This is a genomic window from Thermostichus sp. OS-CIW-26 (genome assembly GCF_054058395.1).
In genome coordinates, this window is sequence record NZ_JBSSAG010000013.1 from 1 (window position 1) to 21,958 (window position 21,958).

Sequence of the window (21,958 nt, forward strand, 5' to 3'; positions counted from 1 at the left end):
CTATCGCAAGGGTAAGCAGTTCAAATGCGGGCACTGCGGTTGGGAAGGGGATGCAGATTTTAACGGTGCGAAGGTGATTGCGCTTTTGGGGGCTGCCGTAAACCAGCCTGGAGGTTCGTGGTTGGCTTGCCAACTGCAGGGCTACCAAAAGCCCGCCCTGTACTGCGAAGCAGTCAGGGTCGGGTAGTTTACAGAGGGAACTGCTGCCGGAGTGGCAGGGATCGTTGGACTCACAGATGGGTTATCGCCGCCGGGATTGGTTGGCCTACTGGCTGCTCAAGTGGCTGGTGGTCAACCCCTTGTTTCGGGGACTGTATTTTGGGCGCACCTATGGGCAGGAAAACGTGCCTCGCCAGGGATCCCTCATCGTCGTCAGCAACCACGCCAGCCATTTGGATCCGCCGCTGGTGGCCAATGCGGTGCGCCGCCCGGTGGCCTTCATGGCCAAGGAAGAGCTGTTTCGGGTGCCGGGGCTGAAGCAGGTGATCCAGCTCTACGGCGCCTACCCGGTCAAAAGAGGCGGCTCTGACCGCGCTGCCCTGCGGGCCACGGAAGCAGCTTTGGCGCAGGGATGGGCGGTAGGGATCTTTTTGAATGGCACTCGTACCCCCGATGGCCGCATTCCTCAGCCCCACTTGGGAGCGGCCTTGGTTGCAGCCCGCACCCAAACGCCTCTGCTGCCTGTAGCCCTTTGGGGCACGGAAAAGGTCTTGCCCAAGGGATCCCGGTGGCCGCGTTTGTTCTGCCCCATCACGGTGCGCATTGGCAACCTGATTCTCCCCCCCGCTTCCAGCGATAAGGCCGATTTGCAGCGGGTGACGGCAGAGTGCGTGCAGGCTATCCATGCCCTTTTGGATCAGGGGCGCTGAGGGTATCTTGGGCTACCAGATACTCAACAACAGGGATCCCTCCCAAGATGTGCTTTTGAAGAATCTCCTCCACCACCTCCGGCGTGACCGAGTGGTACCAAAACCCACCGGGATAGACCAGCAACACAGGGCCAGGAACAGCATAGTCGCATGCCCGCAGGCAGTTGGCTTTGGTGCGGTGTACCCGCAGGGATCCCCCGCTCCCGATTTCCAGGTTCAATTCCTTGATCCGCGATTTCAAATAGTCCCAGGCTTCCAATCCCACGGCTTTCTCACAACATTTGGGCTTGGTTTGATCTGCACAAAGGAACAAATGCCACTGGTAGGGCGGAATGGGAGCCGGCTGAGGCGCTTGGCCTGGGGATCCGGTTGCCGAGGAGGGATCCAGGATAGGGGAAGAAGCGACAGGACGCGACATAACAAGATGTTTGGGCTTGGCTACAGTTGCATTATCCCCTGTTCTCTAGGTTCTTACCGATGCTGGTGGATAACCCCAAGCAGCGACTGTTTCTTGCTCTGCTCCCCCCTCCAGCACTGCAAGAGCAGGTGACAGCCATCAAACAGCAGTTTGCCGAGCAATTTGCCAGCCAAGCGGCCCTGCGCTCGCCTCCCCACATCACTCTGGTGCCGCCGTTCGAGTGGCCCAGTTCCGATCTGCCGGCCTTGACGGGATCCCTAGAGGCCTTTGCCAAGCAGCAAACTCCCGTCGCCATCCAGTTATCCGGCTTTGGGGCCTTCGCGCCGCGTGTCATTTTTATTCACGTCGTGCCCTCCCCAGAACTGCAGCAGCTACAAGCTCAAGCCCATCACCACATGGGGCTCCTTCTCAACCGGAAAGAAACGACCGCTCAAGCCCGTCCGTTTGTGCCCCACATAACCGTGGCCTTCCGAGACCTAACCCCCGCCCACTTTCGCGCCGCCTGGCCAGAGTTCAAGACGCGTTCTTTCCAGAGTGCGTTTGTAGCGTCAGCTTTGACGCTCCTCCTCCACGACGGCAAACGTTGGCAGGTTTTTGCCCAGTTCTCGATGGGGGAATAATGGGGAACAGAAGAGGGTTGCCAACCGAAGCAGCCTACTCCACCCAGTGAGCGGCCATGTATTCCGCCAAGTCCAACACCCGCTGGGAGTAGCCCCACTCGTTGTCGTACCAAGCCATGACCTTGACCAGATCCCCATCCAGCACACTGGTCATCTCCGCATCCACAATGGCCGAGCAGTCGTGGCCGCGGTAGTCGATGGAGACCAAGGGAATATCCGAGTAGGCGATGATCCCTTTCATCGTGGTTTCCGAGGCTTCCTTCAGGGCAGCGTTTACCTCCTCGGCAATCACGCGCCGCTCCGTCTGCACCACCAAGTCCACCAGAGACACATTGGGCGTGGGAACCCGTACCGCCACCCCATTCAGCTTGCCTTTCAGCTCCGGGATCACCAAAGCCACCGCCTTGGCAGCCCCCGTGGTGGTGGGCACCATGCTCAATGCTGCTGCCCGGGCCCGCCGCAGATCGCGGTGACCACCATCTAAGATCCGCTGGTCGCCGGTGTAGCTGTGGGTGGTGGTCATGGTGGCGCGAAGGACGCCAAACTTGTCCAGCAACACCTTGATGATCGGGGCAAGGCAGTTGGTGGTGCAGCTGGCGTTGCTGACAATGTTGTGCCGCACCGGGTCGTAGGTGTGTTGATTAACACCGTAGACAAACGTGGGAATGTCTCCCCCCTTGGCCGGGGCGGTGATCACCACCTTTTTGGCCCCCGCTTCTATGTGCTTAGAGGCACCCTGGTAGTCGACAAAAACACCTGTAGCTTCAATAACAAGATCCACCTTCCACTCTTTCCAGGGCAGGTTGCTGGGGTTGCGGTCGGAAACGGCATAGATATGCTTGCCGTTCACCACCAAACCGTTTTCTGCAGGCTCAACGTCTGCTCCCTGCAACGGCCCAAGGATGGAATCGTACTTGAGCAGGTGGGCAGCCGTGCGAGCGTCTGAGGTGTCGTTGATGGCAACAATGTCCAGGTTGGACTGGGAGCGACCCAGCCAACAGCGCAAAAAGTTGCGACCAATGCGACCAAACCCGTTGATGGCTACCCTAACCACTGCTCCTGACCTCGCTGCTTGAAATCTCTTGGGGGCTGCTGCCTAGCACATGATATCGCAACCCCTGAACATTCTGAAGACAAAATTTGGGATCCAAGGGGTTGTCTTCGTGGACGTTGACCTGCAAACCTATGCGGAGCAGGGATTGAGCCTCTTTCAAGCGGGATAGCGCTGGTGCAGCAGAGCCATAGCCGAGGCTACATTTTCTACCCCTCGCTGCTCCAGAAGATCCGTGAACATACTATCCAGCCAGTAAAGGTGCTCGCTGATGATCTGGCTCCAGGCGCGGTAGAGTTTCACCTGGACTTCCAGAGGCAACAGGATCAGCCCCTCGTTGGAGAGGCGCAGGGTCTGCACCTCGGTTATGGTCACTGCTGTAAAGGAGCGCCGCCGTCCCGTCAGCAGAGAAAGTTCCCCAAACAAACGCCCGGCGTGCAGCGTAGCCAGCCAATAATCTCCCGGATGTCGCACATATTGGCGACGCAGCTCCACCACTCCACTGAGGATCATGTACAGGTCACTGCTGGGATCCCCCTCTTGAAAGATCACCTGGCCAGGAGAGAAGCGGCTGGGCAACAGGGCTGCCGTCAGCGCCTTCCACTCGGCATCTTCCAAGGATTGGAAGAGCAAGTGCTCGCGAACACGCTCAAACGGATAACGGGGGCTGCTCATGATGTCGGTGGGCCAGAGGGGTACCTGAGGCCGGCTCCGTTTCATCCTACCGCTGCCGGCAGGGTGTTGGGAGATGGGAGAGAGTTGTCCCCAAAGAGTATCTAAGATGCAATGGAAAAGGTAGGTCGCTCCCAGGGATCCCATGCAGCCTGGCTCAATTGTCCGCTGCCGCAACCGCGAGTGGGTGGTGCTCCCCGCTGATTCAGAAGAAATTGTGGTGCTGCGGCCCCTCACCGGCACCCCAGAAGATGCGGTTTGCATTCACCGACACCTGATGAACCTTGTGGGCGGCACCTTGCCCTTCGAGCGAGTGGAGCCTACCGCCTTTCCTTGGCCCTCTGGGGATCATCCTGCCGATGCCACCAGTACCCTTCTCCTCTGGCAGGCGGCCCGGCTGATTTTACGGGAGGGCGCAACTCCCTTTCGCTCTCTGGGGCGCCTCTCGATTCGGCCACGGGTATACCAGTTTGTGCCCTTGCTCATGGCGCTGCGCCTCGATCCGGTGCGGCTATTGATTGCCGACGACGTAGGGGTGGGCAAGACCATCGAGGCGCTGCTGATAGCCAGGGAGCTTTTGGATCGCGGCGAGATCCGACGCCTTTGTGTCCTGTGCCCTCCCTATTTGTGCGAGCAGTGGGCCAGCGAGCTGGCCGAGAAGTTTAACCTGGAGCCAGTGGTCATCCGCTCGGGAACGGTGGGGCAATTGGATCGAAAAACCCCTGTTGGGCGCAGCCTCTACGAGCACTTTCCTGTCCAGGTGGCCAGCATTGACTTCGTCAAGACCGAGCGCAACCGCCACCCATTTCTGCAATTTTGTCCTGAGCTGGTCATTGCCGACGAAGTCCATGGGGCAGCGGCGGCCCATGGCAAAAACCAGCAGGAGCGCCACAGTCTGCTCAAAGCGGTGGCCCAAAACCCCAACCGCCACCTGATCCTGCTGACGGCAACTCCCCACAGCGGTGTCGAAGAGGCCTTCCGCTCGCTGCTGGGGCTGCTGCGGCCCGAGTTCGAGACATGGGATCTCCAGGATCTCAACGAAGACCAACGCGTCCAGCTAGCCCGTCATTTTGTCCAGCGCACGCGGCGAGATATTCGGGAAACTTGGCAGGAGCTCACCTGTTTTCCAACCCGGGAAGCTGAAGATGAAACCTACACCCTTTCTGAGGGGCAGCGCAAGCTGTTCGAGGACACCTATGGGTTTTGCTCGGAATTGGTGTGCACAGGGCAGCAACTAGAGAAGCGCCAGCAGCGAGTGCGCTACTGGGGAGCGCTGGCCCTTTTGCGCTGCGTAATGTCCAGCCCGGCGGCAGCAGTAGCGGCATTGCACAATCGCAGCGGAGCAACCCTGGAGGCAGAAGAAGAGGTTGAGGCAGAACTGAGCCGCTGGGTGTTCGAGTCGGCAGAAGAGCGTACCGACGATGAGCTGCCAACGCCAGCTCTTGAAGCCGCAGACCCAACCCTGCCGGATAGCGACCGCCGCCGGTTGCAGGCCCTGGCCCGTCTGGCCAAACAGCTCCAGGGCCCAGAGCACGACACCAAACTGGCGCGGGCCATCGAGCTGGTGAAAAAGTTGCTTCAGGAAGGTTTTCATCCCATCCTCTGGTGCCGCTACGTTGCCACTGCGGAGTATCTGGACAGTTACCTTCGGCAACAGCTGGGATCCCCAGCCCAAGTAGCCTGTGTAACGGGCAGGATGGGAGACGAGGAGCGGGAGGCCAAGATCGCGAACCTGGAAGTTGACCGACCACGGGTGCTGGTGGCCACCGACTGCCTCTCGGAAGGGATCAACCTGCAGGAAAAGTTTACAGCCGTCATCCACTACGACCTGCCCTGGAACCCCAATCGGCTGGAGCAGCGGGAGGGCCGGGTGGATCGCTACGGCCAAAAGGCCAGCCGGGTCAAGGTCATCCGCTTTTTTGGCCGCGACAACCCCGTAGATGGCGTGGTACTGGAGGTGTTGCTCAACAAAGCGCGGGAGATCCACCGCACCCTGGGCACCCACGTGCCTGTGCCGGAGGCTAGCGAAAGCGTTACCCAGGCTGTGCTCGAAGCCCTCTTCCTGCGCAAGGGACACTGGTCCGCCGAGCGCCAGCTAACCCTCGATCTTGGCGTGCCGGAAGTGGATGAGTTTCACCGGCGCTGGGATCGCTCTGTCGAACAGGAGCGGCGCAACCGCACCCGTTTTGCCCAGCGGGCCCTCAAGCCTGAGGCAGTGCAGCGGGAGCTGGAGGTCACCGATGCCGTGCTAGGGGATCCCGAAGCTGTGCGCGAATTCTTCCTGGCTGCCGCCCAGCGCCTCAACCTAGCCATAACCCCAGGGAAGCGGTCGGGGGTCTACCAGGTTAGCGTCGGCTCCGAAGCCACTGCCACCTTGCCGGAAGCCATTCGCCTGGCCCTGCCCTCTCCCAAAGGCGGGCGTTGGCTAATCAGCTTCGACTCGCCCACGCCCGAAGGTGCCGAATACATTGGCCGCAACCACCGCGTCGTGGTTGCCCTGGCCCAGTTTTTGCTGGAGGAAGCCCTCGACAACCCAGAGAAAGGGGATGCTGTCGTCTCCCGCTGCGGCGCTCTACGCACCCGAGCGGTAGTTGATCTTACAACTCTACTGCTGCTGCGGGTGCGCTACCTGGTGGAGCAACCCCAGGGGCAGCCTCTCTTGGCGGAAGAGGTGCTGGTGCTAGGCGGTGTTGGCCTGGAGAGCGGCGAGGCCCGCTGGCTGGAGACGGGCGCAGCTCTCCAACTGCTGGCCACGGCCAAGCCGGATGAGAACCTACCGCTAGCGGAAAAGCGGGAGCTGGTTCAGCATCTCCTGGCCTGTCTCGGCCCGTGGCAGGAGACAGAGGAAAACTGGGGAAGGGATCACCGGCTGCAGCAGGCGGCGCGGGAGCGGATTTTGCAGCGTGCTGCTGAGCTGGAGGCTGCCCATAGGCGCATCCGCCAAGCCGTGTCCCTACAGGGGCGGGGGCTGAAGGTGAAGCCGCAGCTTCCCCCCGATCTTTTAGGACTCCTTGTTCTCCAACCGGTGGTTTGCCGATGAGCGAGTTTTCTGGGGTACGCATCGAAGGAGGCCTGTTGGGGCCCGATATTCTCGAAAAGCTGCTGGCAGGGGATCTGCCAGGACAGAAGCCAGAAGACTTCGGCTTTAACAGCAAGCGCAGCCCAGTCGAAGAGATTGCCGCGGTCTTTGCCGATTGTCGAAAGTACTGGGAGGCCTTCCAGAGCCGCCTGCAGCGCCTGCCCGAAAGCGATCTCGCCACCAGCATCACCCGCGATGCCTGGGCGATCCCCTTCTTCAGTTTGCTGGGGATCGAGGTGCGCTATCAACCGCGCGCCTGCGAGGTGGACGGAATGAACTTCCCCATCTCGCATCGCATGGGCGAGGCGGAAGACGCGCCACCGGTGCACATCGTCGGCGCACGCCAGGAGCTGGGCCGCGTGCCGGCTTCTGGCCGGCCTCGCCTGGCACCCCACTCGCTGCTGCAGGAGTATCTCAACCGCAGCGAGCACCTCTGGGGCATTGTTACCAACGGATTGACCCTGCGCCTCCTGCGGGACTCCACCTATGTGCGTCGGCAGGCCTATGTGGAGTTTGACCTGAAGCAGATCCTAGAGGAGCAGCGGTTTAACGACTTTGCCATCCTCTTTCGGCTGCTGCACCGCAGCCGCTTGCCCCAAACGGCAGAGCTAGCAGGGGATTGTCTGCTGGAAAAGTACTACCAACAGGCCCTGGAGCAGGGTGGCCGGGTACGGGAACGGCTGCGGGAGGGGGTTGAGGAGTGCATCAGGTTGCTGGCAAATGGGTTCCTGGCCCATCCCAAGAACCAGAGGCTGAGAGCGCGGCTCTTGTCGGATCCCAGGGAGCTCTACCGCCAACTGCTGCGCTTGGTCTACCGGTTCCTGTTCCTCTTGGTTTCCGAAGAGCGGGGGTTGATGAGCAGCGCGGCGCTCTATCGCGAGCACTACAGCGTGACGCGGCTGCGGCGGTTTTTGGATCGGCAAAGTGCCCAAGACGAACACGAGGATCTCTGGTGCAGCTTGCGGGTGCTCTGGAGGGTGCTTTCCCAAGAGGAGCTGGCGGAGCTGCTGGGGGCTGCTCCTCTCAACGGAGAGCTGTTTGCCCCTCTGGAGCTGGATGAGTGCAGCCTGAGCAACCGGGATCTGCTGCAAGCCTTTTCGCACCTAGCCTACTACCGAGAAAACCCCACCTCTCCCCTTCGGCGGGTCAACTACGCGGCGCTGGATGTAGAAGAACTGGGATCCGTCTACGAAAGCTTGCTCGACTACCAGCCTCAGATTGTAACTGGGCAAGGGGCGCCTCGCTTTGAGTTGAGCTACGGCTCAGAGCGCAAGAGCACAGGCTCCTACTACACCCCGCCGGAGCTAGTGGCCGAACTCATCCGCTCGGCGCTGGAGCCAGTGATCGAAGAACGGCTGAAAGCCGCTCGCCCACCTGAGGAAAAAGAGCAAGCGATTTTGTCCATCCGTGTGTGTGATCCCGCCTGCGGATCCGGTCACTTCCTGCTTGCTGCCGCCCGCAGGTTGGGCAAGGAACTGGCAAAGATCCGCACCGGCGAAGAGGAACCCGCCCCCGAGCGTGTCCGCGAGGCCATCCGCGATGTGGTGGCGCACTGCATCTACGGCGTGGACAAAAACCCGCTGGCGGTGGAACTCTGCCGCGTGGCCCTGTGGCTGGAGGCCCACTGCGCCGGCAAGCCCCTCACCTTCCTGGATCACCACATCAAGTGCGGCGATTCGCTGGTGGGTGTCTTGGATTTGGCGATTTTGGAAAAGGGCATCCCCGATGAAGCCTTTACCCCGGTTAGCGCTGACTCCAAGGAGGCTGCCCGCTCGCTAAAGCAGCGCAATCGCACCGAGTGCCAGAGTTTGCAAACAGGGCAGCTTTCCCTTGCTTTTGACACTGACCAGGTGGTGGCTGAGCTTAGCCAGGAGCGACAGAAGCTAGAAGCCATTCCAGACAACTCCCCGGCAGAGGTTAGCCGCAAGCAGCAGCTCTACAGCCGCTACTGCCAAGACCCGCAACACCAAAAGCTAGTGGAAGCCTGCAACCTGTGGACAGCCGCTTTTTTCCAGCCCTTGATCCCTGACTTCTCTAGGGCCATTACCACCCAAGCCGTGGCTGATCGACTGCAGGAGAGAACCCCCTCCCAGGCCCTTGCCACTGCTCAGGCCCTCGCCGTCGAGAACCGGTTTTTCCACTGGCCGCTGGAGTTCCCGGAGGTGTTTGAAAGTGGCGGCTTCGATGTCATCCTCGGCAACCCGCCCTGGGAGCAAATTCAACTGGAAGAGCAGGAATTCTTCGCCAGCCGCGATACCGCCATTGCCCGCGCGCCCAACGCCGCCGCCCGTAAACGGCTGATCGCCGACCTACCCAAGACCAACCCCGCCCTCTGGCACGACTACCAGCGTGCCCTGCACGGCGCCGAAAGCACCAGCCGCTTTTTACGGGGCAGTGGTCAATATCCCCTCGCCGTCCGCCGCCGTATCAACACCTACTCGGTCTTTGCCGAACGGGTGCGTAGCCTGCTCAATATCCGGGGGCGGGCGGGCATCATCGTCCCCACCGGCATCGCCACCGACGACACCAACAAGCGTTTCTTTGCCGATGTGGTGGAAAAAGGGCAACTGCTCAGCCTGTTCGACTTTGACAATCGTGAAAAGTTATTTCCGTCGGTTATTTCACTAATGAAGTTTTGCTTGCTCACGATCTGCGGGACAGGCGATCCAAAACGACAGATTCATTTCGCATTTTTCTGCCACCGTCCTGAAGATATACGGAATCCGCTGAAACTTTTGCCTCTGGCACCACACGACTTAGCCGTCATCAACCCCAACACCCGCACCCTGCCCGTCTTCCGCACCCGGCAAGACGCCGACCTCACCCGCGCCATCTACCAGCGCGTGCCGGTTCTGGTGAACGACTCCCCTCTTCCTAAGGGAGAGGGGCTGGGGGTGAGGGTCAACCCCTGGGGCGTGCAGTTTAAGCAGGGGTTGTTCAATATGTCTTCTGACTCGCACCTCTTCTGCACCCGCGCCGAACTGGAAGCCCAGGGCTACCGGCTGGTGGGGAACCGGTTTGTGCCCTCACCCCCTAGCCCCCTATCCCACGCTGCGGGAGAGGGGGGAAGGATCGCAGCCCCCGACCTCTCTTCTCGCGCTGCAGGAGAAGGAGGGTACGAATTACCCAAGGCCAGCCAGGAACTGATTGCCAGGGCGCGGCAGTTGCGTCGCGAGGCGACGACCGCCGAAAGCCTGCTCTGGGAATTGTTGCGTGACCGTCGGCTGCTAGGCCGAAAATTCCGGCGTCAACATCCGATTGGACAATTCATCGCCGATTTCTTCTGTGACGATGCCCGCCTGATCATTGAGATAGATGGCGCCGTGCACCGCGAACCCACTCAGCAGGAACGCGACCGTTTGCGGGAGGAAATCCTGCGCGAACATGGCTTTGCCATGCTGCGCTTTACCAATGAGCAGATATTCGACCACACAGAACAAGTCCTCCAAGAGATTGCTGCCTATGTCACTGCCCATTCCTACGAGCATCCTTCTCCCCTCTCCCAAAGCCTTGGGAGAGGGGCCGGGGGTGAGGGCTACCTCCCCCTCTACGAGGCCAAGATGATCTGGCACTATGACCACCGCTACGGCACCTATGAGGGCGTGCGCGACCGCTCCAGCACCCAACTGCCCACGCCTGATGAGCACCAGCACGCCGACCCGCACTTCGTCGTCCAGCCCTGGTACTGGGTGCCGGCAGAGGAGGTTGAAGCCCGCCTGGGCAATTGGCGGCGGGGGTGGTTGCTGGGGTTTCGCAATGTAGCACGCTCCACTGACGAGCGCACTGCGATCTTTGGTTTGTTGCCAAAAGCGGGAGTAGGACATTCAATGCCATTGCTCTTTGCCAAAGTAGTAAAAACATATCTCGTTCCAGCACTAGTAGCCAATTTTTCTTCGATCGTCTTTGACTATTTTGTTCGTCAGAAAATTGGTGGTGTAAACATGACATTTGGATACATTGAGCAATTCCCCGTCCTCCCGCCGAGTGCCTACACCCCCGAGGATTTGCGCTTCATCGTCCCGCGCGTGCTGGAGCTGGTCTACACCTCCTGGGACATGAAACCCTTCGCCGACGACGTATGGCGAGAGGCAGACGAAGGATTGCGGGCTGTGATTAGACCTCACCCCCCGACCCCCTCGCCCGCAGCATTGGGTGAGGGCTTCCCCTTCCCGCCGTTCACCTGGAACGAGGAACGCCGCGCCATCCTCCGCGCTGAACTGGATGCGTACTACGCCCAGCTCTACGGCCTCACCCGCAAGCAACTGCGCTACATCCTCGACCCGGCAGACCTCACCGAACGCGAACTGGAAGACATACTCGACCCGCGGGAAGAGGTGGCAGACCCGCTCGACCCGGCTGGCTACGCTACCCGCGCTGCTGCTAGCACCTTCCCCGGCGAAACCTTTCGCGTGCTGAAGGAGAAGGAGATACGTCAATACGGCGAATACCGCACGCGGCGGCTGGTACTGGAGGCGTGGGAGAAGCTGGCGCAGCATTCAATAAAAGCTTAGAATACACATAGATCTGCATTTCTATACACACAAGTGGCTCCTCATGCGCACCAACATCGTCCTGGATGACGACCTGATCGAGCGTGCCCGCCAGGTAACCGGCCTCAAGACCAAGCGCGAGGTGATTCACGAAGCGCTGCGTGTCCTGATTCGCCTACACGAGCAAGCTGAGATCCGCAACTTACGCGGCAAGTTGAAATGGGAGGGCAATTTGCATCAGCAACGCCTGTCGTGCCTGCAGGACTGAGGATGATCCTGGTGGACAGCACCATCTGGATTGATTACTTCAACGGCATTTCATCGCTTCACACCGACTATCTGGATTGGGCCCTGGATCAAACTCTTATCCTGGTGGGCGACCTGATTTTGGCAGAAGTCTTGCAGGGCTTTCGCAAAGATGCCGATTTCGAGCAGGCTCGCTGTGCTCTGGTGAAATTGCATCAGGTGCAAATGGTTAACCCCTCCCTGGCGGTGAAAAGTGCGCAGAACTTTCGCTTGTTGCGTCGCAAAGGCGTGACGGTGCGCAAAACAATAGATAGTTTGATTGCCACTTGGTGCATTGAGAACAATGTTCCGCTCCTCCACCACGACAGTGACTTCGATGGCTACGAGGCGCATCTAGGATTGCGGGTTATTCGTCCATGAGGCAGAGGTGGCCTTCTGCAGACCAGTTTTCTCTTGACATGCCCCCTGCCTAAAGGCAAGGGATTCTGGTTCCTGCATTCGGAGAACGCTGCAGCCGTCGGCGGGTACTGGAGGTGTGGGGGAAGCTGGCGCATTGCCGATCCCACTTCGGAGATATCTTTTTGCCGTTCAGCGGGCCGTAGATCTTGGTGGGTGCGGTTTCAAACACCACTTGCGGCATCTTCAAGCTAGGCTTGAGCTAACCAAGCGGGCCTTAAGGGCAGATTCGATGTCCACCATCTTTGATCTCCACGCCACTGTTCTGGACGACTATCGCGATTTTGTCCGCTCCTTTTTTCTCATTGCCGATCCCCAAGCCCAGGCGTTTGTAGAGCAAGCGCTAGAGGAAGGGATCCACCTCTGGCCAGAACCCCTCCTCCAGCTCAGCCCTAGTTATGTATCTGGTCCAACCGTTGACGAGTTGGCCGAGGCGGGGCGCATTGCCCAAGAAACAGCCCGCATTTTCCGCTTTGAGGATAGCAGACCCTTCCGCCTCTACCGCCACCAGGAGGAAGCTGTTGCCAAGGCCCTAGCAGGCAAGAGTTTTGTCGTTACCAGCGGCACCGGCTCTGGCAAAAGCCTTTGCTACTTCTTGCCCATCATTGACAACTGGATTCGCCAGGGGGGATCCCTGGGCCAGGTGACGGCCCTAGTGGTCTATCCCATGAACGCCCTGGTTAACTCCCAATACCAGTCTTTACAAACTCTGCGCGAGCGCTACGAGCGCGCCTGCCATCGCCCTTTTCCGCTGCGCTTTGCCAAGTACACCGGGGAAACTTCGGAAAACGAACGAGACCAGCTACGGCGGGATCCACCTCAAATTCTGCTCACCAACTATGTGATGGCAGAACTCCTCCTGGTTCGTCCTGAAGATCAGCGGTTTTTGAATCCCGAGATGGGAGGGCTGCGCTTTCTGGTCTTTGACGAGCTGCACACCTACCGGGGTCGGCAAGGGGCGGATGTGGCCATGCTGGTTCGCCGCCTAAAAGGACGCTGTGGGGCCAAGAACTTGGTGCATATTGGCACCAGCGCCACCATGATCTCCCGACCAGAAGCCGACGCCCAGGAGCGCCGCCAGACTGTAGCCGCCTTTGCCAGCCGTTTTTTCGGCCATTGCTTTGAGCTGGAGGATGTTATTGAAGAAACCCTGGCCCCTTTGAGCGAAGGTGGCCCGCCTTCACCTGAAGAGCTCAAACCCGCCCTCGATCCCCCCTGGCCCACCGACCTAGCTAGCCTGCGCTGCCACCCCTTGATGCGCTGGTTGGAGTACGAGCTGGGCCTAGAGTTAAGTCCCGACGACAGCCTCAAGCGCCGCGTGCCCAGGGAGCTCTCCGAGGTGGCCGCCCAACTGGCAGAGCTGACCAGCACTACCCCTGAGAGCTGCACCGAGTCCCTACGCCAGTTTCTGGCCCACGCCAGCAGCCTGCGGGAGGGCTCTAGCCGCGGCCCGGCCTTGAAGTTGCACCAGTTTATCTCCCAGGGCCGCACCCTCTATGCCACCCTGGAAAGTCGGGACAAGCGGCAGTTTTCCCTGGAAGGACAAGTGCAAGCAGGGGAAGGAAAGCTGTTTTTCCCCGTCAAGTTGTGCCGCCACTGTGGCCAGGACTACTACCACGTCCTCAGGTCAAAGACTCACTTCCTGCCCTATCCTCTGGGGGAAGAGGTTGAGGAAGGCGAAGACCAGCAAGCCGGTTACCTGAGCTTGGATCCTCTTGACAACGAGTGGTCGCTGGAGCAAATCCCGGAAGATTGGTACACCCCTGAAAACCGGCTCAAACCCCACTGGAAAAAGCGCGTCCCCCAAGCAGTTTGGGTGCGCCCGGATGGCTCCTTTTCCGAGTACCCCCAGGCGGAGGCGCAGAAGATGTGGTGGCAGCCCCAGCCCTTTTCTCTTTGCCTAGCTTGCGGCGAGTACTACAGTAAGCGGGAGCGGGAGTTTGTCAAGCTGGCTTCCCTCTCCAGCGAAGGCCGCTCCAGCGCCACCACCATTCTGGCCACTTCTCTGCTGCGCCATGCCGAGCAAACCCAGGCCGCTTGCAGCAAGCTGCTGACTTTTACCGACAACCGCCAGGACGCCTCCCTGCAGGCCGGCCACTTCAACGATTTTGTGCATGTGGCCCTTCTGCGGGCCTCGCTCTATGCTGCCCTGCAGGAGAAAAAAGAGCTGGACTTCTCAGAGGTAGCCCCGGCAGTGGTGCAGGCCTCAGGCTTGAGCCTTGCCGACATTACCCAAAACCCCGATTTGGATCCCCAGTCGCCGGCTGCCCAAGAGGTCTGGCAGGCTTTTACGGAGCTAACCGAATACCGGCTCTACGAGGATCTGCGGCGCGGCTGGCGGGTCACCCATCCCAACCTGGAACAGGTGGGGCTGCTGAAAATCGAATACCGCGGGCTCAAAGAGCTTTGCCAAAGCCCTGCCCTGGCTTCCCTTCACCCCTGGTTTGGCCAAGCAACCGTTGGCGAGCGAGAGGGCCTGCTGCGGGCCGTATTGGATCAGTTTCGGCGGAAATTGGCCATCGATGTCCGTCTGCTCGAGAAAGAACCCCAGAGAACGCTGCGCCGGCGGGCCGAGCAACATCTCAACGAGTTTTGGGGCCTAGAGGAGCATGACGAACTGTGGACGGCTAGCTACTTTGTTCGCCAGAGCCAGTCCCGGCAGGACTTGCAAGTTCATAGCTTGGGCCCCCGCAGCCCTATTGGGCGCTTTCTCCGCAGGCGCCTTGATCTGAACCAAGAAGCCTACGACAGGTTTTTGGAGTCCCTGCTTTCTCTCCTAGTTAGCTACGACCTGCTGCGGCGCCACTCGGAGAATAGCCAGGAAGCCTACCAGCTCAACGCTGGCTGTCTGCGCTGGTGTCTGGGGGATGGCCTGCCGCCGCCAGATCCTCTGTATTCCCGCCGGGCCGAGCAGAGCGGCTACTCCTCTGCCCGCCGCCCCGTTAATCTCTTTTTCCAGCGCCTCTACCAGGCCGGGGCAGCAGGGCTGGGATCCCTGGAGGCTAGGGAGCACACTGCCCAAGTGGTTCGGCCAGGAGAGCGGGAGCAGCGAGAAAGGCGCTTTCGCGGGGAGGATCAAGCTCGACGCCTTCCCTATTTGGTGTGCTCGCCAACCCTGGAGTTGGGGGTCGATATTGCCGATTTGGATCTGGTGCATCTGCGCAACGTGCCCCCCACACCCGCCAACTACGCCCAGCGCAGCGGTCGGGCAGGCCGCCAGGGGCAGCCGGGACTCATCATCACCTATTGCGGGGCTTTCAATAGCCACGACCAGTACTACTTCCGCCGCCGCCCCGAGATGGTGGCCGGTCGCGTGCGCCCTCCCCGCCTGGATCTAGCCAACGAATCGCTGCTGCGCGCTCACATCCACGCCGTTTGGTTGGCTCAGGTGCGCCTGCCCCTAGGCAATTCCATTGAAACCGTCATCGACGCGGATCGGGAAGAGCTGCCCCTCAGGGAGACAGTGGCCCAGCAAATCCAACTTGAGGAGTCTGCCCGCCAACAAGTGAAGGAGCAGGTGCAGAAGCTGCTGGCCGCCGATCGCCAACTCCTAGATAAAAGCGGCTGGTTTAGCGAGCGCTGGCTTCAGCAGGTCATTGAAGAGGCACCCCAGGCTTTTGACCGAGCTTTCGATCGCTGGCGAGAGCTCTATCGGGCTGCCACGCAGCAGTTGGAAGCCGCTAACCGCCAGCTCCAGACGACTCGCCAAAAGAAAGACCAACAGGAAGCCGAGCGCCGCCAGCAAGAAGCCCTGCGCCAGCGCAACTTGCTGCTGCAGATTGGAACCCAGCGGGAGGAAAGCGACTTCTATCCCTACCGCTATTTGGCTAGCGAAGGCTTCTTGCCCGGCTACAACTTCCCTGCCTTGCCGGTGCGGGCCTGGGTGCCCCGCGGCAGCGAGGGCGAGTTCATCGCCCGGCCTCGCTTTTTGGCTATCCGCGAGTTTGCTCCCCACAACTTCCTCTACCATGAGGGCTGCCAGTGGGAAGCAGTGGCGTTTCAGGCTCCGCCCGGCGGCCTGGAGGAGCGCAAAAGTAGCCACAAGCTCTGTTTTAGCTGTGGGGCCTTTGCCGATCCCCACCTGGATTGCTGCCCCGTCTGCGGCACCCAGTTCGATGGGCAAAACAGCCTCTTTACCCAGCTTCTGGAAATGCCCAATGTGCGCATGCGGCGGCGGGATCGCATCACAGCTGACGAAGAGGAGCGGCGGCGGCAAGGCTACGAGCTGCAGACCTTCTTCCAGTTTGCTCCCGAAAGCTCTGGCTACCGCGTCCAAGAAGCTGATGTGCTGAGCGGACAAACTCCCCTGCTGCAGTTGCGCTATGCCCCGGCGGCCACCCTGCTACGCATCAACCACGGCTGGCGGGGAAGTGGAGGGCGCGGCTTTTTGGTCAACTTTGAAAATGGGGAAGTTCCCTCGCGAACTCAGCTTGAGCGGAACAGGGCAGGCTCGTCCAACCCAGTCCCCCTGCAGTCCATTCGCCTGGCGGTGCGCAGTACCCAAAACCTGTTGCTGGTGCGCCTGGTTCAGCCAGGGGTGGAGAATCCGCAGGCCCTGGAGACCACCCTGCGCTATGCCCTCAAGCGAGGGATCGAAGAGACCTTTGAGCTGGAGGAGACGGAGCTGGCTGCCGAGTCTATTGGCCAGGGATCCCATCAGGCCATGCTCTTCTACGAAACAGCAGAAGGGGGCGCTGGCGTCCTGCGGCGCCTGGTGGAAGAGCCCCATGCCCTTGCCGAGGTGGCCCAAGTGGCTCTGGAGATCTGCCACTTCCAGCTTTCGGAAGAGGGGATCCAAGACCTGTGGCCCGAATGCCGAGCAGCCTGCTACGAATGCCTGCTCAGCTATGCCAACCAACGGGAAGCGCTGCAGCTTGACCGCTATCAGATCCGGGATCTTTTGGGCCTGCTGGCCAACAGCCGCACCGAGCTGCGCTCCCTGGGCCGCTCCCGCCAGGAGCACCTGGAGTGGCTGCGCCAGCTCCTCGACCCTCGCTCCGAATTGGAGCGCCGCTTCCTGGAGCTGCTGGCCGAAGGGGGCTATCGCCTTCCCGATGAGGCCCAGAAAGCCCTCGCCGAGCCCCGCTGCGTGGCCGACTTCTTCTACGATCCCAACATCTGCATCTTCTGCGACGGCGCAGTGCACGACGATCCCGCCCAGGCTGCCCAGGATCGCCAACTGCGCTCTCAGCTTTTGGGGCACGGCTACCGAGTAATTGCCCTGCGCTACGACCAAGACCTGCGGGAGCAACTGGCTCGCTACCCAGAGGTGTTTGGCAAGGGCAACTAATCCTGCTGGTGGGAAAACAGGTAAGCTCCCACCAGGGCCAGGATGGCCGCCAACCCTGCCAGCACCGCCACGGTGTACCAAGGGAACTCCGCCAGGGGCTGGTAGGCGGCTGCCCGCATGCCGATGCTGGCGTAGGAAAGGGGCAGGCAATAGACCAAGACCTGCAGGTAACTTGGCAACTGACTGGGATCAAAAAACGTGGCCCCCAGAAAGGACATGGGCGTAATCAGAAAGTTAGTCAGCACCCCCACACTCTCCAGGCTGGGCACCTTCAAGCCGGCGATTACCCCAATGCCGGCAAAGACGGCGCAATCCAAAAGCAGCACCAGCAGCGACAGGGGATGGAGCAGGCCCCAAGCACCGGTGCCCAGCACCCCCACCGCCAACACCCCCAAAGCCGTGAGCAAGCCGCGGACAATGCCCGCCAGCACCTTGCCCAAATGCAGCGCCAGCGGGTGTACCGGCAGCAACAGCAATTCCTCAAAGCTTTTGGTAAACAGCCGCGATCCGCAAATGGAGAAGGTGGTGCCGGCAAAGCTGATGGTCATGGCCGAAAGAGCCACCATCCCCGGCAAAATGAAGCGCAAGTAAGAACCGGCTGCGGTGGTTCCGGCCACGTCGGCCAAAGCCTCGGCCCGCAGGGATCCCCCTAGGCCCACCCCAAAGGCAACAATGTAGATGAGGGGAGCCACCAGCCCCGAAGCCACCACCTGCCAGACCCGCCCGCGCAGATCCAGCCAGTCGCGCCAGAAGATGGTTAAACTGTCTTCCCAGATTTGCCGATAGGGTCGGTGCAAGGCCTGGTTCAGCATAGATCTTCCTCTTGCCAGCGCAGCTAGTAGCCGTAGTAGTTGGAGCGCCACGACCGCCACCAGGCCACCGGCAGCGCCAATGCCTTGCTGAGAGTGGACACGTAAGCGCGGGTGCGAAAAACCTGGTAGTGGTTGCGCTCGATGGCGTTGAGAATCTGCCGGTAGAGCATCAAGGAAGCGGCTACCGGCCAGCGGGAGTCCGGCTGCAGGGTAGGGATCCCCCGTTCCGCTTGGGCATAGAGCTCTCTAGCCCGCCGGATCTCATAGTCCATCAAAGCCATCCAGCGCTCGTCAATAACATAGTTAAACAGGTCCCGCTCGGAGTAGTTGAAGCGGCGCAGATCTTCCAGGGGGATGTAGATCCGTCCGCGGCGGGCGTCCTCTCCCACATCCCGCAAGATGTTGGTTAGTTGCATGGCGATCCCCAGCGCCACCGCCTCTTCGCGGCCATCCCGGCCCGGCACAAATCCCATGATCTCCGAGCACATCAGCCCCACCACCCCAGCCACGCGGTAGCAGTAGACGCGCAGATCTTCCCAGGTGGCGTAGCGCCGCGTATCCAAGTCCATGCTCTGCCCCCGCAGCATCTCGCGAAACGGCTCGATGGAAAGGCGGTAGGTGCGGATGGTGTGGATCAAAGCGAGGTCCGTGGGGACTTGCGGCTCGCCTCCCTGGAAGAGCGACTCCAGATGGGATCCCCACTGCTCCAGCTTGCTGCGGGTGACCTCCACCTCTGCCTGGCTGGCTTCCAGTCCATCCAGCAACTCATCGGTTTGCCGCAGCCAAGCGTAGATGGCCCAGATGGCCCGCCGTTTGGACTGGGGCAAGAGCAGGGATCCCAGGTAGAAAGTCTTAGCGTGCTTGGCCGTAATCTGGCGACAGAGGGCAAAAGATTGCTCAAGCGGACTCATCTGGCTATCTCCAGGAGCACAGGGCCAGGATAGAGAAGGAAGAGGAACGGCGAGGGCACATATCAACACTACGGGAAAGCGGACGCCGCGGATAGCCTAGAAGAGGTTGTGGGGAAAAGAAAGATTCAAAAGGCATAGGAGGCGGACGGCGGAGAGCTAGACCCCCGCAGCTGCCAGAGTTGAGGCCGAGACAGAAGCGCGTTGAAATGGGATCCCCTTGTTGATGGCCTCCGCCGCCCACTTGCCGGAGAGGATGGCCCCCTCCATGCTGCCCAGGAAGGGCTGTAGGGTGTAGCTGCCCGCCAAGAAGAAGTTGGGAATAGGGGTAACTTGAGTGGGGCGATACTGCTGTCTGCCAGGGGTAGCCTTGTAGACCGAGCGCGGCGTTTTCACCACCACCCACTTGCGCACGCGGGCGGGGTTGGGGCCGGTAAGGTGCTGGGGAAAGAGTTTTTTCAGTTCCTCCAGCGTGGCGGCAAAGATCTCCTCATCGCCGCGATCAATCCACTCGGCAGCCGGAGCCAGCACCAGCTCCAACATGGACCGCTCCGGATCGGCATAGGCCCGGCAGGTGTTGCTCATGTCGGCATACACGCTCAATAGCGGCGAGCGGGAAAACAAGGAGTGATCGATGTGAGTGATCTTGCGGTCAAACCAGATCTGCAGGCTAATTACTGGCACCCCCTCCAGTTCACGCAGCTTTTGGAAAAAGGGGATCCCCCACCACTGCGCCGGCAGCAGCTCCTTGAGGGCATCCACCGAAAGGGCCGAGACATAAGCATCGGCAGTCACCTCCACCGGCCCAGAGGGGGTGGCTAAGCAAAACCCGGCCACGCTGTTATCGAGGTTGAGACGAATGTCCTGCAACGCCGCCTTCAAATGCACTTCCCCCCCACGGGCGACAATGTAGTCCACCATCGGCTGGCAGAGCCGCTCTGGGGGAGCGCCGTCTAGGTAGGCAATCCTAGAGCCATCTTTTTGCTGCAAAAAGCGGTTCAAGGCCGTCAGGGGCACCATGGCCGAGATCTCCTCCGGGTTGATGAAGGCCAGGGCCTTGGAGACGGCAATGAAAATATCGGTGTTGACCCGCTCGTCAATACCCTGCCGCCGCAGCCATTCCAAGAGGCTATAGCGATCCATCTGCTCCACATAGCGCTGGCCGCGAATCATGGCCGGCACCAGCCCCAGGGCAAACTTCACCTTTTCCCCCCAGGTGAGCATGTCGTTGTTGCGCAAGATGCCGACAATGGCGTTGAAAGGAGCGGGAATATCCGGCAGGTCAAAGCGGGAATAGGTGCCCGGCTTGTCCGGCTGGTTGAAAATCAAGCTGTGTTCCTTCCACTGCAGGCGATCGGAGATGCCCAGCTCCCGGAACAGCTGCAACGTGTTGGGGTAGGCGCCAAAAAAGTTGTGCAGCCCCGTCTCGATCCAGTCGCCGTCGGCATCTTTCCAGGCAGCCACCAGGCCACCCAAAACATCCCGCCGCTCAAAGAGGAGCGGTTGATGCCCGGCATCGCAGAGATACTTGGCACAGGCCAGCCCGGCCAGCCCGCCACCAGCAATGGCAACACGCATGAGGGTAACGACAAAGCAACATTTTTATTCTATTTGCAAACCGTTACAATTGCCGGGGCCAAGGGGCAGACGGAAGGCCGACCCAGCAAAAGCAGCGGAACAAGGGGATCCCGAAGCCCATCTGTCTCACTGCCGGGATCCCAATCGCTGGTAGGATACATACGGAAGAAAAAATAAAGATTTTCTGCAGTCCGGGGGAAAACAACGATGGCCAAACAAACACTGGGATCCCTGCTGTCATCTGGCTTTGATTTAAACGGCAAGCGCGTGCTGGTGCGCGCCGACTTCAACGTCCCGTTGGATCCCCAGGGCAACATCACCGACGACACCCGCATTCGCGCCTCCCTGCCCACCATCCAGGCCCTCACCCAGGCAGGCGCCAAAGTGATCCTCACCAGCCACCTGGGCCGCCCCGTCAAGAAGGACAAAGAGACAGGCGCGGTTAAGGTCGCCCGCGAGGGCAATAGCCTGGCCCCCGTAGCCACCCGTCTTTCTCAATTGCTGGGCCAGCCGGTTGCCTTTGCCCCCGACTGCATCGGCCCTGAGGCCGAGGCGGTAGTGAACCGCCTGGAAAACGGCCAGGTGGCCCTGCTGGAAAACGTCCGCTTCTACCCAGAAGAGGAGGACAACGACCCGGAATTTGCCCGCAAGCTGGCCTCACTGGCCGACCTGTTTGTCAACGACGCCTTTGGCAGCGCCCACCGCGCCCACGCCTCCACTGCCGGCGTCACCGCCTACCTCCAGCCTGCTGTGGCCGGCTACCTGGTGGAAAAGGAGCTGCAATTCCTCTCCGGCGCCATCGAGAATCCGCGGCGCCCCTTGGCGGCCATCATCGGCGGCTCCAAAGTGTCCAGCAAAATCGGCGTCATCGAGAGGCTGCTGGAGAAGGTGGATAAGCTCCTCCTCGGCGGCGGCATGATCTTCACCTTTTACCAAGCCCAGGGCCTCAAGACCGGCAAATCCCTGGTGGAAACCGACAAGCTGGATCTGGCCCGCTCCCTGATGGAAAAAGCCAAAGAGCGGGGGGTGGAGCTGCTGCTGCCGGTGGATGTGGTGGTAGCCGATAGGTTTGACAAAGATGCCCAGGCCCAGACCGTTTCCATCCACGCCATCCCCGAGGATTGGATGGGCTTGGACATCGGCCCGGAATCGATCAAAGCCTTCCAGGCTGCCCTGCAGGGGTGCCAAACCGTGGTCTGGAACGGGCCGATGGGCGTCTTTGAGTTTGACCGCTTTGCCGTGGGCACAGAAGCCATCGCCCGCACCCTGGCCGATCTCACTCAAGCGGGAGCCACCACCATCATCGGCGGGGGAGACTCGGTGGCTGCCGTGGAAAAAGTGGGCCTGGCCGACAAAATGACCCATATCTCCACCGGTGGCGGAGCCAGCCTGGAGCTATTGGAAGGGAAGGTGCTGCCCGGCATTGCCGCTCTCACAGAAGCGTAGGTTCCTCCTTCGGGTCGCAGCCC

At 60.6% G+C, this 21,958-nt stretch carries 14 protein-coding genes and 1 pseudogene; 9 read left to right on the forward strand and 6 right to left on the reverse strand.

The window, feature by feature from the left end:
* Together ACVW0C_RS07155 and ACVW0C_RS07160 are read left to right on the forward strand one after the other, a co-directional pair.
* A pseudogene (locus tag ACVW0C_RS07155) lies at nt 1-187 on the forward strand (RNA-guided endonuclease TnpB family protein); the annotation flags it as partial.
* Nucleotides 188-236: 49 nt separating this feature from the next.
* Nucleotides 237-869: a lysophospholipid acyltransferase family protein gene (locus ACVW0C_RS07160; RefSeq protein ID WP_011433310.1), complete on the forward strand. Its 633-nt coding sequence runs from the start codon at nt 237-239 to the stop codon at nt 867-869.
* Here the strand turns inward: ACVW0C_RS07160 and ACVW0C_RS07165 are convergent.
* Complete coding sequence (locus ACVW0C_RS07165) at nt 838-1,287, reverse strand: (2Fe-2S) ferredoxin domain-containing protein (RefSeq protein ID WP_414331431.1); 450 nt, start codon at nt 1,285-1,287, stop codon at nt 838-840. The genes ACVW0C_RS07160 and ACVW0C_RS07165 overlap by 32 nt on opposite strands.
* Nucleotides 1,288-1,346: 59 nt before the next feature.
* Here ACVW0C_RS07165 and ACVW0C_RS07170 point away from each other — a divergent pair, with 59 nt between their 5' ends.
* Complete coding sequence (locus ACVW0C_RS07170) at nt 1,347-1,907, forward strand: 2'-5' RNA ligase family protein (protein WP_414373648.1); 561 nt, start codon at nt 1,347-1,349, stop codon at nt 1,905-1,907.
* A gap of 34 nt (nt 1,908-1,941) precedes the next feature.
* On the opposite strand, the gene gap is transcribed toward ACVW0C_RS07170, so the two are convergent.
* Together gap and ACVW0C_RS07180 are read right to left on the reverse strand one after the other, a co-directional pair.
* Complete coding sequence (gene gap / locus ACVW0C_RS07175; protein ID WP_011433307.1) at nt 1,942-2,961, reverse strand: type I glyceraldehyde-3-phosphate dehydrogenase; 1,020 nt, start codon at nt 2,959-2,961, stop codon at nt 1,942-1,944.
* Between the two features lie 156 nt (nt 2,962-3,117).
* Nucleotides 3,118-3,678 carry a Crp/Fnr family transcriptional regulator gene (locus ACVW0C_RS07180; protein ID WP_414342364.1) on the reverse strand — a complete coding sequence of 187 codons (561 nt, stop codon included), beginning with the start codon at nt 3,676-3,678 and terminating at the stop codon, nt 3,118-3,120.
* A 97-nt stretch (nt 3,679-3,775) separates the two neighbouring features.
* Between ACVW0C_RS07180 and ACVW0C_RS07185 the strand changes: the two genes are divergently transcribed.
* From ACVW0C_RS07185 to ACVW0C_RS07205, 5 genes are all read left to right on the forward strand, one after another.
* Complete coding sequence (locus ACVW0C_RS07185; protein ID WP_457384757.1) at nt 3,776-6,670, forward strand: helicase-related protein; 2,895 nt, start codon at nt 3,776-3,778, stop codon at nt 6,668-6,670.
* The gene (locus ACVW0C_RS07190) at nt 6,667-11,220 is read left to right on the forward strand and encodes a DUF559 domain-containing protein (protein WP_457384758.1); all 4,554 of its coding nucleotides are present in this window, start codon (nt 6,667-6,669) and stop codon (nt 11,218-11,220) included. The genes ACVW0C_RS07185 and ACVW0C_RS07190 overlap by 4 nt, the downstream gene beginning before the upstream one ends.
* A 43-nt stretch (nt 11,221-11,263) precedes the next feature.
* Nucleotides 11,264-11,467, forward strand: coding sequence for a type II toxin-antitoxin system VapB family antitoxin (locus ACVW0C_RS07195; protein WP_414418939.1), 204 nt, complete (start codon nt 11,264-11,266; stop codon nt 11,465-11,467).
* A gap of 2 nt (nt 11,468-11,469) precedes the next feature.
* A complete protein-coding gene (gene vapC, locus ACVW0C_RS07200) occupies nt 11,470-11,865 on the forward strand; it encodes a type II toxin-antitoxin system VapC family toxin (protein ID WP_011433301.1) in 396 nt (131 codons plus the stop codon).
* Between the two features lie 268 nt (nt 11,866-12,133).
* Nucleotides 12,134-17,191, forward strand: a complete 5,058-nt coding sequence (locus ACVW0C_RS07205; RefSeq protein ID WP_457384759.1) for a DEAD/DEAH box helicase — start codon at nt 12,134-12,136, stop codon at nt 17,189-17,191.
* On the opposite strand, the gene ACVW0C_RS07210 is transcribed toward ACVW0C_RS07205, so the two are convergent.
* The 3 genes from ACVW0C_RS07210 to pds form a co-directional block, all read right to left on the reverse strand.
* The gene (locus ACVW0C_RS07210; RefSeq protein WP_011429228.1) at nt 17,188-18,003 is read right to left on the reverse strand and encodes an ABC transporter permease; all 816 of its coding nucleotides are present in this window, start codon (nt 18,001-18,003) and stop codon (nt 17,188-17,190) included. The genes ACVW0C_RS07205 and ACVW0C_RS07210 overlap by 4 nt on opposite strands.
* A 23-nt stretch (nt 18,004-18,026) precedes the next feature.
* On the reverse strand, nt 18,027-18,914 hold the full coding sequence (locus ACVW0C_RS07215; protein ID WP_457384760.1) for a phytoene synthase: 888 nt from the start codon (nt 18,912-18,914) through the stop codon (nt 18,027-18,029).
* Nucleotides 18,915-19,070: 156 nt separating this feature from the next.
* Complete coding sequence (pds, locus tag ACVW0C_RS07220) at nt 19,071-20,489, reverse strand: 15-cis-phytoene desaturase (RefSeq protein ID WP_011433297.1); 1,419 nt, start codon at nt 20,487-20,489, stop codon at nt 19,071-19,073.
* A 207-nt stretch (nt 20,490-20,696) separates the two neighbouring features.
* Between pds and ACVW0C_RS07225 the strand changes: the two genes are divergently transcribed.
* Nucleotides 20,697-21,935, forward strand: coding sequence for a phosphoglycerate kinase (locus ACVW0C_RS07225; RefSeq protein WP_457384761.1), 1,239 nt, complete (start codon nt 20,697-20,699; stop codon nt 21,933-21,935).
* Nucleotides 21,936-21,958 lie beyond the last annotated feature (23 nt).

Bases quoted from the DNA above. Each gene is read 5' to 3' on its own strand.
- ACVW0C_RS07160 (WP_011433310.1), top strand. From the start codon at position 237: ATGGGTTATCGCCGCCGGGATTGGTTGGCCTACTGGCTGCTCAAGTGG.
- ACVW0C_RS07165 (WP_414331431.1), bottom strand. From the start codon at position 1,287: ATGTCGCGTCCTGTCGCTTCTTCCCCTATCCTGGATCCCTCCTCGGCA.
- ACVW0C_RS07170 (WP_414373648.1), top strand. From the start codon at position 1,347: ATGCTGGTGGATAACCCCAAGCAGCGACTGTTTCTTGCTCTGCTCCCC.
- ACVW0C_RS07180 (WP_414342364.1), bottom strand. From the start codon at position 3,678: ATGAAACGGAGCCGGCCTCAGGTACCCCTCTGGCCCACCGACATCATG.
- ACVW0C_RS07185 (WP_457384757.1), top strand. From the start codon at position 3,776: ATGCAGCCTGGCTCAATTGTCCGCTGCCGCAACCGCGAGTGGGTGGTG.
- ACVW0C_RS07190 (WP_457384758.1), top strand. From the start codon at position 6,667: ATGAGCGAGTTTTCTGGGGTACGCATCGAAGGAGGCCTGTTGGGGCCC.
- ACVW0C_RS07195 (WP_414418939.1), top strand. From the start codon at position 11,264: ATGCGCACCAACATCGTCCTGGATGACGACCTGATCGAGCGTGCCCGC.
- vapC (WP_011433301.1), top strand. From the start codon at position 11,470: ATGATCCTGGTGGACAGCACCATCTGGATTGATTACTTCAACGGCATT.
- ACVW0C_RS07205 (WP_457384759.1), top strand. From the start codon at position 12,134: ATGTCCACCATCTTTGATCTCCACGCCACTGTTCTGGACGACTATCGC.
- ACVW0C_RS07210 (WP_011429228.1), bottom strand. From the start codon at position 18,003: ATGCTGAACCAGGCCTTGCACCGACCCTATCGGCAAATCTGGGAAGAC.
- ACVW0C_RS07215 (WP_457384760.1), bottom strand. From the start codon at position 18,914: ATGAGTCCGCTTGAGCAATCTTTTGCCCTCTGTCGCCAGATTACGGCC.
- pds (WP_011433297.1), bottom strand. From the start codon at position 20,489: ATGCGTGTTGCCATTGCTGGTGGCGGGCTGGCCGGGCTGGCCTGTGCC.
- ACVW0C_RS07225 (WP_457384761.1), top strand. From the start codon at position 20,697: ATGGCCAAACAAACACTGGGATCCCTGCTGTCATCTGGCTTTGATTTA.